The following is an 11179-nucleotide window of genomic DNA, read 5'->3' on the forward strand; positions in this document are numbered from 1 at the left end:
AAGTGATGAAGAACCACTAAGATTAGAGGTAAAAGCAGAAAGGTAAAAGGCGAAAGCTGAAATCCATAAAATTAAAAGGCGCTGAATGATCAGTGCCTTTTTTTATGTCAGAAAGTCTAGATTTACCTCCATAAATAACCCCATAATGAAAGATCGCTTAAATATCACTATTAACAAATTACAGCACGTGGGCATACCGGTAACTGATATTGCCGTATCCGAAAAGTTTTACAGTCGTTTTGGTTTTGAGAATGTAATGCAGTCGCAGTTTACTTTTGAAGGGAACACAGGCACCTGTATAATGATGCAACTTAACGACATCATTATTGAACTTTACCAAATGCCGGCCAAACAACTTGATGAAATAAAAAGCCGCAGCAATGGGCATATCGACCATCTTGCCTTTGATGTGGATGATATCAACGCTGCTTATGCCGCTTTAAAAAACGATGGTAATTTCACTTTGCTGGAAGAAACCCCGGTTTCACTCCCCTTTTGGAAACACGGCTGCAAATACTTTAATATCCTCGGCCCTGATAATGAAAGACTGGAGTTTAACCAAATTGTAAAAGGATAGTTAATAAACAAAACAGGCCACTTAAATAAGTGGCCTGTTTTGTTTACTTGGAGGGGCATTATATCGCCGGGTCGGTAAATGAATCTGAATTTTGTTCAATATCCAGAATACTACGTTCTTTTTTAAAAATCGCTGCACCAATCAGGGAAACTATGATTCCAAAAATAGCCATAAGAAACAGGGACCCAACTGCTGCTAATAAAACTCCGTATTTACTCATTATGCTCATCGTTTGATCAATCTGGTCGCTGGATAGCCCTTTTTCAACCAGGCCTGCTTTTGTAGTATCCAATATCTTTTCATACATCTGAGGGCTTAAAATTGCAAAGTATAAATAGGTAAAAATAGAAATTACCACCGCACTAATTATCGAATAATAAAGACCCGCTACAAACGACTCTCCAAAAGTGACAAAGCCGCCTTGCTTATCCCGCTGTTCTTTTAGCGCAAGTATTAAAAAAACAACAAAAATTAAAAAGCCGATATATTTGACAGAAGTATTCGGGTCAATATTTAAAAACTGCCAGGTGTACGTAAGAACAATAGAAGCGATAACGTAGATTGCAGCCCATTTGACAGCAATATCAAACGGTTTTGGTTTTGAAGTTTCCATTATGAAATTGGTTTTAGTGTGAAATAAAGTTAAATATTATTTATTTAACTAATGTATATCCTACGTGAAATATTTCGCCGAACCCTGCATTGCACAAATTAAATATCAACTCGCCGGGGTATTGTTCGGATCGGTAACGGATACGTATTCCGCATTACGGATCATTGAAGCAAACAGGATAGCGAAAACGAACAGGAACAGGATAGCCATCGCGTTTTCAAAGATGATATAAAACAAACTTGCCGGTTTATCTTCCCCAAAGTCTTTTTTTGTATCGGCTATTGCGGCATTGATATCACTCTGTTTTGCGCCGCTTTGCTTCATAATCGCGATCTTTTTTCCGATAACGGCGGCCTCGGTTTTTTGGATATTATTTGGCTCAATAACCTTATTAAAAAGCAGGCTTACACCCAGCGTATAAACGATATAGGCGACACACAGCATAATAAATATTCCGGTAGTAGCCTGTTTAAATGTCCAGAAACCGCCGGCTTGTTTCCGGCTTTTCAAACAAAAATAAATTACGCCTAATATGGGTAAAACTAAAGGAAAAAGCACGCGGCCGCTAATCAGCAATAACGCTGAGCCAGCAATTTTTGTAATGTAATAAAAGTAAAATATTTCTATCGCCGAATAAACTATGCCAAGCAACAGCCCGTTTTTAACGCCGTTTAGCTTTATTTTGCGTTCAAGATTGATGTCCACTACGTTCTTAATTATTCAGCAAAACAGGTTAATATTTCCAATACGGCCATGTCAAAGTCTTTGTTAACGGCATTGGCCGCAATGTTGTTCTTTTCCTCGGCTGACGGGTTGGTGTTTTGAAAAAAGCACATCATCGGGTAAAACATTTCTTTTAGTTCCGAATCTTCCGGTAATTCGCCCGCAACTTTACTGATCTCCGTTACCGGGCTCTCAATCAATATCTGGTTGGCAATTACCGGTTCATAAATGCGGTATTCATCCTGGAACTCATCTTCATCAACCAGCAAAAACTCCCTCAGATAGTCTTCCAGTTCGGGCTCAATGTCTTCATCGCCGCATTCATTTAAGTAAAGCAGCAGGTTAAGCAATTCGGTGCCCCTGTCAAGCGTTTGCTCTTCAATATCTTCCCATTCCGGCGAATCAAGGTAATCTTCTTCCAGCTTGATCACATCTGCGCTAAAGAAATTGATCAGCAACAGATCAAAGAAAACCTCCCTGAGTGACTCCAGCTGCGGATAATCGTCAAACACCTCGTCCAGCATGCCAGATTTCGTTAGAAAATCTTTTTCGGATGCGAAAACTTCATAAAAAACAGTGGTAAAAGGTGTGGCCTCAAAACTGTTATATTTCGAAAAAGCGTTCAATGCCGCTTCTATTGCAATTTTTACTTTTGGATCTGTCATGGTCGATGTTATTTAAAACTTTGATTGTTATTACAGGTTAACAATACTTTACCTATTAAGTTGTGACCAATAAAAGGAGAATTATAGGATCTCGACCTATTATTCTTTTTGTTGTATTCCCAAACCTCATCTGCATCAAATAGCACAAAATTTGCTTCTTTGCCTTCGGCGATAACGGGTATGTCTATATTTAAAATTTTCCGAGGGTTAACGGCCATCTTTTCAACGATCAGGCTGATGTCAAGTCCGGCCTTTAAAGCAAGCGGCAACGCGGTTTGCAAACCAATGATGCCAAATTCGGCCACTTCCAGCTCAACGTTTTTAAACTCTACCTCGTGCGGGGTATGTTGCGATACAATAGCGTCTATAGTACCATCTTTAAGGCCTGCAATCAAGGCATCCACATCATCCTGGGTGCGCAGGGGCGGCTTAACTTTATACTGGCTGTCGAAGCCTAATAAAGCCTCATCAGTAAGCACTAAATGATGTGCGGCCACATCGCAGGTTACTTCAAGCCCTTTGCGTTTGGCTTCCCTGATCAACTCAACAGAGCGCGTTGTCGAAATGGTGCTAAAGTGAATCCTGGAAACCGTATATTCTGCCAAATACAAGTCACGGGCGATCATCAGCTCTTCGGCAAGTGACGGGATACCTTTCATGCCCAACAACGTACTCACTTCCCCTTCGTTCACTTTGGCTTTGCCTGCTATGGCGGTATCTTCGGGATATGAGAAGATCAGCGCATCAAAACCCTGCGCATACAGTAAAGCGCGCTCCATCAATCCGGCATCCTGTACGGGCTTGTTGCCATCGCTAAATGCTTTGGCGCCGCTAAGGTACATATCGTACATTTCGGCCATGTCCTTACCTTCTCTTTTATGCGAAATGGCACCCAAAGGAAACACATCCACCAAATTCTTCTTCGACCGGTTTAAAATATATTCTATCTCGGATTTTGAATGTACCGGAGGAACAGTATTTGGCATTAAAGCGATGCCGGTAAAACCACCCGCCGCAGCCGCCTTTGTACCGGTATATAGATCTTCCTTGGTTTCGAGCCCCGGCTCGCCGATATTGCAGTTCAGGTCAAAAAAACCGGGCGAAATATATTTACCTTCAGCTTCAAATATCTCGGTGTCGGTTTCAATATCCGGCGCTATCTGCGTGATGATGCCTTTTTCAATTAAAACATCGGCAATTTTTTGATTAAAAGGTGAGTTGGGATCAATTATAGTTGCGGATTTAATAAGCAAATTCATTTGCGCTATTTTAAAAGGTGGGTTTTATTCATTTAAACCGGTTGTGAAACAGGAGGCTTGTCAGTTTTAAAAAACCTGATCACCAGTATTTCGAGCCCCAGAAAAATCAATGTCAAAATTATACAAAGTTTCCATAATTGTAAGCCGAAATTTGTTTCTGTTAACGTACTTTTTAACGACCCGTTACCGGCTTCTAAAACCGGGTTGGCCCGCGGCACCAATTTCACCAGTTCGGCTGCGGTCAAATAGCTTAAATCCGATTCGCTACGGTTATCATTAAAAGCCAATACGGCAACGGTACTGTCCTGTTTTTTTAAGTCATAAATGCCTGTTTGCTGTAGCTGGTCGGCCATGTAAAGCAGCGTGCTGCCTTCAATCTGCTTAGTTTCGGGTATAATGCTTTGCCCTGCCCTAACCAATTTCAACAGTTGCTTCTCATTTGTTTGTACTGGGGGTACCTCAATCATTTCATCGCGGCCAAGGGTATAAAACAAAAACTGATCATGTCCGCTCAGCAAAGCGATCCTGAACATTACGGGCACAAATAAAGCATGACGAGGCAAATTGCTGAAATCTTCATTCAACGCCACTGCCGAAACATAAACTTTGCCCTTGCCACTTGTATAACCGCACAAAAAGGATTGTTTGCCCGGCAACGTCATTAAGTTTTCAGGATCATTACCGGATGAACTCAAATGGTAATATTTTTTTACAGAGGGCAGATCAGGGTTTAGCGGGAAGTTTTCAAAAATGCTTTTAAAAACCTGGTTTCTCAGGTTTAGACCGCTTACCCTGGCATCACCGGTAATTAATTTTTCGGGGTAAGCAGCATTTACTTTTTCCAGAAAATCTTTATAATTCACCAGGTCAGGGTCAGCTGACGGAAAAACTAATAAAGTGCCACCTTTATTCACAAAAACCTTTAACTGCTGCGATAAACCCGTGGAAACTGCATTGATGTCGCTTAAAATAATTAGTGGATAATCCGCCAATGATGCATAATCAACATTGCCATCGGGCACCCGCTTTGCGTTAAAAAAAGGATCGGCAGCAAAAACAGCCTTTAAAAACGGATTTGGAGTACCTCCGTCTATCAGTAAAACAGGCATCTGCTGTTTCACACCAAAAGTAAAGTAGAACTGATTATCAAAGGTAACCGGGTTATCCTGTAATGATAATTCAGCCCGTTGCCATCCGGCGTTTAACCCCGAAAAAACCAGTGTATCATATTGCACTGCATGTGCCGCTATAGTATAGCTGCCCAGCGCTTTTTGGGCACCATTGATCAATAACTTTAAGGGCACCTTTGTGGCTACTTCTCCGGCATAATTATGCAGCCGTACTACCAGCTTTTCGCTTTCGCCGGGGCGATGGCTGGCGCTTAACAAGGATACTGAATCTACTGCTACGTTTGGCAATGAACTCGCCTTTAACTGAACCATGTTAACACTCAACCCGGTATCTGTTTTTACAAGATCGCCCCCGGACATATTTTTTTGAAAATCGGATATTACGAACAAAATACCCGGAGCCTCTTTGTGCATGGCTAAAAGGCTTTGCTGCCTGTTCACAATCTGTTGAAGGCTGCGGCTGCGGGCACTGATCTTTACCGTATCAACGGCGTCATTAAATTCATCCCTGCTTAATAAATGCTGGTGCCTGCCTTCAAAATCCTGGGTAAGCAACTGAAAACGATCGTTTATACTGTAGGCTGAAGCAATTTCTTTTGCACGCTTTTTGGCCTCATCAAGCAAGGAGCCGTCCCTGTTAAGGGTTTCCATTGAATAAGAATTATCCACAAAAACACTGATCGCTTTCTGTTTACCCGCACCCGCGCTATTGGCGCCGGGGATGTAGGGTTTTGCAAATGCCAGCACCAAAAAAGTTAATGCCAGGAGCCGGGTTGCCAGTATCAGGCGTTCTTTCAAATTTCTGCGGGAGGATTGCTTTTCCTGGATCTCTTTCAAAAACTGCACATTGCTGAAATAGACCTTCTGATACCTTCGAAAATTGAACAAATGGATCAAAACAGGTATCGCCAGCGTTAATAACGCAAAAAGAAAGGCAGGATATAGAAAATGCATATTGATGTGCAAATGTGCAAATTTTAGAACACTGATTAAACCGGTTTAAGATTAATAATTATAAAGGGAAAAATAAAAGGATAAGCCATAGTGTATCATAAAAATCTCTTACCCCTCATCACGATGGTGCCTTCTGTGTTTCTTCTTTTTCTTCTTTTCCGTTGTATGTTTCACCGGCTTTGAAGCGGCGCTTTGGGGTTTCACTACCGGCTTAACAACGGCATTTACGTTGGTAGTGTCCTTACTTAAAGTATGAACATTAAATAAATTATTCCGCATACTGTATTCCAGTTGCCGTTTTTGACCGGTAGGCTTAGCCGATTTCCCGCTCCCCGTATATAAAGGAAATTCCCGTTCAAGTTTGCCCTCCTTAACGTAAAAACTGTCGTCACCTCTATACCCTTGCTTTTGTTGTTCAGTCAGCTTCGGAAAATCTAATTTATCTGCCTTTCCGTTTGTAAATTCAAAGGCGAATACATGGGTATTATATAGCGTATCATTGGTTTTTGTCTGGATCAGGATCTCCGGATTACCATCCAGGTCCATATCTGTATTAAAAACATCAATAATGGCGCCATCAAGGTCTCCTGTTGTAGTGGAGTATTTGTTACCAGCCGAATCGGAATGTAATATTTCAAATGCTCCTAATTTCGCCTGTCCCCTGCCCCAGCTCAGGATATCGTAATCCTCCCCCGGAGAAACTTCGATCAGTTTATGGTAGCGAAACGGATCCATTAAAACCTGCTTTGGCGGGGTAGCATTGGTTACGGTTGCTGGTTTTGGTTGATTTTTGCATCCCGTTATTGAAATTCCGCTAACAATTAAGCAGGCAAAAGTTAAAAGATTAATAAGCCATGTATTTTTCATTGCCTGGTCAATTAAACATCATATCCGGTGATATTTCACCTTTTGGTTTTCCGGGAATAGTCATCATCACCCGTAAAAGGCCTGAATTTGCACTGTCAAAGTACTTAACGGTTACCCGGTGAAAACCTTTTAATAGCGGTACGGCCCCACCCTGTTCAAAAACGCTGTGTTTGCCGTCATTATCCACCACCGGCTGGTTATCTATCAACAATTGCGATCCGTTTGCTGATGCCAGTGAAAAACCATACACGCCATCTGCATCTATCCGGATAAAGCCTTCATAAATTACGCCAAAACCTTTAATATTCTTTTTGAATGCTGAAGTGTTGAAAGTTAGCACATTACCAGTGTCAATTACCGGCGCTCCCTTTAACTGGTCTATTGCTGTAAACTCACCCGTCAATAATGTATACTTCATCCCCTTTACATTTCCTGTAAAGTTAACGGCCGGAAGCGGCATTTTGTTGTACATCGTTTCACGCGTAATGATGCTCCTTTTTCCGGTTGGCGTGATTACTATTGTTTTCAGCTCGCGGTATTGATCAGGCGGAACATCATAAGCTATCGGTGTAGTATAAGCTATATCCGTTTCGCGCGGGTCATATCCATCTATGGTGTAATATACTTTAGCGCCTGCGACCGATGGTTTTAAATAAACATTCAATTTTGTACCAAAAACAATGGTATCACGCCCACCAATTGCCGTTGGCACCCGGTAATCAAAATTACCCGCTTCAAGCTTAGCCAGATGCGATGGAAGGCGTGTGTTGGCGAAATCGTTAAAGTTTTTATTGGCGAGCGGGCTCCAGGCTACTTCTGATAAGGCAAACAATCTTGGCAGGATCATATAATCAGCCTTATTTTCATAAGGGATGTATTCCGTCCATAAATTAGCCTGTACACCCATAATAAATTTCTGCTGATCGGCGCTTAAAACATCCGGTGTTGGGTTGTAGCTGTATATTTTACTTAAAGGATCATAGCCGCCAATACTTAGTGGTTCCAAATTCTGTTTACTTTGCTGCTGGTCGATATATAAACCTCCGCTACCTGGCGTCATGATCACGTTATGGTTTTGTTGTGCTGCCTTTATGCCACCTTCTTCGCCCCTCCAGCTCATTACGGTAGCGTTTGGCGATAAGCCGCCTTCCAAAATTTCATCCCAGCCGATGATGCTGCGGCCTTTTGAGTTAACAAATTTTTCGATCCGCTGGATAAAATAACTTTGCAGTTCGTCCTCCGTTTTTAAGCCAAGCTGCTTCATAAGCTTCTGGCAAAATTCCGATTTCTTCCAAACGTCCTTCGGTGCTTCGTCACCGCCAATGTGGATATATTTACCTGGAAAAAGGTCCATTACTTCGGTCAGCACATCCTGCAAAAAATTAAAGGTTTTATCCGAAGGGCAATAAATGTCATGAAAAACGCCCCATGTTTCAGCAACCTTGTAGGTTAACGACGGGTCACAGCTTAATTCAGGATAAGCCGCCAATGCCGCTTCAGAGTGGCCCGGCATTTCAATTTCAGGAACGACATTGATATAACGGTCGCTGGCATATTTTACCACATCGCGGATCTGGTCCTGGGTATAATAGCCACCGTAAGGCGTATTGTCAAATTGTTGTGGGGTGCGGTCATGATAATTACCGATAACCGTTTGTGCCCTTTGGCTGGCAATTTGAGTCAATCCGGGATATTTTTTTATTTCGATGCGCCAGCCCTGGTCGTCTGTTAAATGCCAATGGAAGTTATTGAGTTTATAGGCAGCCATCAGGTCGATATATTTTTTAACAAATTCAACCGAAAAAAAGTGGCGGCAAACATCCAGCATCATACCCCGATAGGCAAAACGGGGATAGTCTTCAATCTGCAAGCAAGGTATTTTGCCAGTGGCCGCCGTATCAGCGGGCATCAATTGTATCAACGTTTGTATGCCATAAAACAAACCGGCGCCCTTACCGGCAACAATTATTTGTTGTGGCGTGATGGTTAACCGGTAACCACCCTTAGGCAGGATATCGGCACCTGCCGAAGTAAGCACTATACTGTTAGCGGCAGCAGTTCCATTGTTATGCTTTAGCTGGACATGCAGCATCGCTTTATTTTGCAGGTAATCAGTTAAAAAAAGCACTGCTTTATTGTCCAGGCTATCGGCCAGGATCAGCGTTTTTTGATTAACGTCAAAAGTGCCTGAAGATTTTTTAAGAGAAACCGGGGAAGGGATTATCCCGAGGTTGGGGTCACTGTCCTGGGCATTTACCATAGTGGCAGAAGCCGCTGTTATTAAACAAAGCAGTAAAAACGTTTTTTTAAGCATCATACCAATTAAACCTGTTAAAATATAAGGAGGTGAAGTTAACAGATTTTTATAGAAAAGTTAACAGGCATGGTTGTAAAATATCTGTTCAGAAATAAAACAAGCCGCTCCGGAATTGCGGAACGGCTTGTTTTATTATTTTGCTTCTTCAACTGCAGGTGCAGCTGGCTTAGCCTTTTTAAAATCGTGGGGCCTGGTTTTACCGTATGATCCCATTGCGATCTTGCCTTTTTTAGTTTTTTTATCTCCTTTTCCCATGGTAGTATGATTGATTATGTAGTATTTTATCAATGATACGGAAAAAAGTCCGAAAACCAGCATTTAGGGCTGTAAAGAGTTGTAATTGTTGTACTAGTTGTAAGGGTTGTAAAAGGCATTGCCTTCAATAACTTATTCAACTCTATCTAACGTATTCAACCCAATCAACCAATCACGCCGTTACCACATGCTCTTTAGCCGCCAGGTAACGTTCAGCGTCAATAGCAGCCATACAACCTGTACCGGCAGCAGTTACGGCCTGGCGGTAAATATGATCCTGGGCATCGCCGCAGCAAAATACGCCTTCAATGTTAGTGGTGGTTGAGCCTGGGTTAGTTTTAATATAACCGGTTTCATCCATGTGGATCCATCCTTTGAAAATCTCGGTATTTGGTTGATGGCCTATCGCCACAAAAAATCCTGTAATATCTAAGGTACGTTCCTGGTTCGTTTTGTTATTGAAAACGTTTACGCCGGTAACACTTTGCCCGTCGCCCATAATTTCTTTGGTCTCGGTATTGTATAACAGTTCGATATTTGGCGTATTTAAAACACGGTGTACCATTGCCTTTGATGCCCTGAATTCATCGCGGCGTACCAGCATATACACCTTGCGGCACAATTTGGCCAGGTAAGTCGCTTCTTCGGCTGCGGTATCACCTGCGCCAACTATGGCTACATCCTGTCCTTTAAAAAAGAAACCATCACAAACAGCACACGCGGAAACACCAAACCCGCTGTATTTTTGTTCAGAATCCAGCCCCAGCCATTTAGCGGAAGCGCCGGTTGATATGATGACGGTATCAGCCAAAATAGTTTTAGTTTCGTCCACTACCACTTTATGCGGCAAGCTCGAGAAATCTACGGAACTTACATAGCCATAGCGGATATCAGTACCCAGGCGTTCAGCCTGTTTGCGAAAATCTTCCATCATTTCGACGCCCATAACGCCATCGGGGTAGCCGGGGTAGTTTTCCACTTCAGTAGTTTGAGTAAGCTGTCCGCCGGCAATTAAACCGGTATACATTACCGGGTGCAGATCAGCGCGTGAAGCATAAATAGCCGCAGTATAACCTGCCGGCCCTGAGCCTATAATCAGGCATTTAACGTGTTCGTGTTGTTGAGACATTGGGGATTTATAAATTGCAAATTTACGAAAGAACCCAGTAATAACGTCAGAAATTAGTAAACATTATTGATAGGTATATACCCCTAATGCCGGGTCGAATTTTTTGTGAAGGTGATAGGTATTATCCAACTCCAGCCGCAAAGCTGAATTAACAATATGGATGGTATAAAATTGCACCTGGTCTACGGGTTGCCCTTTTACCAGCGCCGGCGTCCATTTTGGTGAATTTAATATCGCCTGGGAAATCAAATAATCAAACCGGGGTTCATAAGATGTAACCACCCTGGGGTTAATAGCCATTCCTTCTTTGGTCACCGTAAATGAAACCGTTAATTGCCCTGTGCTGATCTGGTAGGTATAAGAACCTGCAATGTGCGCGATATACTTTTCAAAATCGAATTTGGGTGTTGCACTTTTGTTCAATTTCTCATAGGCAGCCGTGTGCACATAATCAATTTGTTTTACAATTTTATCGTGTTTGTAAATCATCGTATAGTTAGCGGTGCTGTCTTCGCCAAGCGTACACCAGTCACCCTCTCTTTTATTGTTCACATAATAACCCTCTGTTTCAACTTTCCCTGATATGTTATAAATTTGAAACAGGCCATCCAATAAATTATTCCTGTAAGTTCTCAGGGTAGATTTTGGCCCGTTATTGTAATAATCCAACCAGGCGCCTGTTTTTGCGCC

At 42.2% G+C, this 11179-nt stretch carries 11 protein-coding genes; 1 reads left to right on the forward strand and 10 read right to left on the reverse strand.

Going from position 1 to position 11179, the window contains the following annotated elements:
* Nucleotides 1-145 precede the first annotated feature (145 nt).
* Entirely contained in the window at nt 146-577 is a 432-nt protein-coding gene (locus QZY09_RS15170) for a VOC family protein (protein ID WP_295673723.1), read from the forward strand.
* Nucleotides 578-635: 58 nt separating this feature from the next.
* On the opposite strand, the gene QZY09_RS15175 is transcribed toward QZY09_RS15170, so the two are convergent.
* The 10 genes from QZY09_RS15175 to QZY09_RS15220 form a co-directional block, all read right to left on the reverse strand.
* A complete protein-coding gene (locus tag QZY09_RS15175) occupies nt 636-1190 on the reverse strand; it encodes a DUF4199 domain-containing protein (protein WP_295673725.1) in 555 nt (184 codons plus the stop codon).
* Nucleotides 1191-1295: 105 nt separating this feature from the next.
* Complete coding sequence (locus tag QZY09_RS15180) at nt 1296-1895, reverse strand: DUF4199 domain-containing protein (RefSeq protein ID WP_295673727.1); 600 nt, start codon at nt 1893-1895, stop codon at nt 1296-1298.
* Nucleotides 1896-1906: 11 nt separating this feature from the next.
* Nucleotides 1907-2578 carry a hypothetical protein gene (locus QZY09_RS15185; protein WP_295673729.1) on the reverse strand — a complete coding sequence of 224 codons (672 nt, stop codon included), beginning with the start codon at nt 2576-2578 and terminating at the stop codon, nt 1907-1909.
* A gap of 8 nt (nt 2579-2586) precedes the next feature.
* A complete protein-coding gene (locus QZY09_RS15190) occupies nt 2587-3837 on the reverse strand; it encodes a dihydroorotase family protein (protein WP_295673731.1) in 1251 nt (416 codons plus the stop codon).
* Nucleotides 3838-3869: 32 nt separating this feature from the next.
* Nucleotides 3870-5921: a BatA domain-containing protein gene (locus QZY09_RS15195; RefSeq protein WP_295673733.1), complete on the reverse strand. Its 2052-nt coding sequence runs from the start codon at nt 5919-5921 to the stop codon at nt 3870-3872.
* A gap of 108 nt (nt 5922-6029) precedes the next feature.
* Nucleotides 6030-6788, reverse strand: a complete 759-nt coding sequence (locus QZY09_RS15200; RefSeq protein ID WP_295673735.1) for a hypothetical protein — start codon at nt 6786-6788, stop codon at nt 6030-6032.
* Between the two features lie 7 nt (nt 6789-6795).
* Entirely contained in the window at nt 6796-9105 is a 2310-nt protein-coding gene (locus QZY09_RS15205) for a family 20 glycosylhydrolase (RefSeq protein WP_367119228.1), read from the reverse strand.
* A 132-nt stretch (nt 9106-9237) separates the two neighbouring features.
* Nucleotides 9238-9360, reverse strand: coding sequence for a 30S ribosomal protein THX (locus tag QZY09_RS15210; RefSeq protein ID WP_096351947.1), 123 nt, complete (start codon nt 9358-9360; stop codon nt 9238-9240).
* 172 nt (nt 9361-9532) lie between these two features.
* Nucleotides 9533-10489 (reverse strand): thioredoxin-disulfide reductase, encoded by a 957-nt coding sequence (gene trxB / locus QZY09_RS15215; protein ID WP_295673737.1) that lies wholly within the window; start codon nt 10487-10489, stop codon nt 9533-9535.
* Nucleotides 10490-10552: 63 nt separating this feature from the next.
* Nucleotides 10553-11179, reverse strand: a 627-nt coding sequence (locus QZY09_RS15220; protein ID WP_295673739.1) for a hypothetical protein, incomplete at its 5' end; no start/stop codon positions are given.

The sequence above is a fragment of the uncultured Mucilaginibacter sp. genome (assembly GCF_903913935.1).
Taxonomy (GTDB): Bacteria; Bacteroidota; Bacteroidia; order Sphingobacteriales; family Sphingobacteriaceae; genus Mucilaginibacter.

Bases quoted from the DNA above. Each gene is read 5' to 3' on its own strand.
- QZY09_RS15170 (WP_295673723.1), top strand. From the start codon at position 146: ATGAAAGATCGCTTAAATATCACTATTAACAAATTACAGCACGTGGGC.
- QZY09_RS15175 (WP_295673725.1), bottom strand. From the start codon at position 1,190: ATGGAAACTTCAAAACCAAAACCGTTTGATATTGCTGTCAAATGGGCT.
- QZY09_RS15185 (WP_295673729.1), bottom strand. From the start codon at position 2,578: ATGACAGATCCAAAAGTAAAAATTGCAATAGAAGCGGCATTGAACGCT.
- QZY09_RS15190 (WP_295673731.1), bottom strand. From the start codon at position 3,837: ATGAATTTGCTTATTAAATCCGCAACTATAATTGATCCCAACTCACCT.
- QZY09_RS15195 (WP_295673733.1), bottom strand. From the start codon at position 5,921: ATGCATTTTCTATATCCTGCCTTTCTTTTTGCGTTATTAACGCTGGCG.
- QZY09_RS15200 (WP_295673735.1), bottom strand. From the start codon at position 6,788: ATGAAAAATACATGGCTTATTAATCTTTTAACTTTTGCCTGCTTAATT.
- QZY09_RS15205 (WP_367119228.1), bottom strand. From the start codon at position 9,105: ATGATGCTTAAAAAAACGTTTTTACTGCTTTGTTTAATAACAGCGGCT.
- QZY09_RS15210 (WP_096351947.1), bottom strand. From the start codon at position 9,360: ATGGGAAAAGGAGATAAAAAAACTAAAAAAGGCAAGATCGCAATGGGA.
- trxB (WP_295673737.1), bottom strand. From the start codon at position 10,489: ATGTCTCAACAACACGAACACGTTAAATGCCTGATTATAGGCTCAGGG.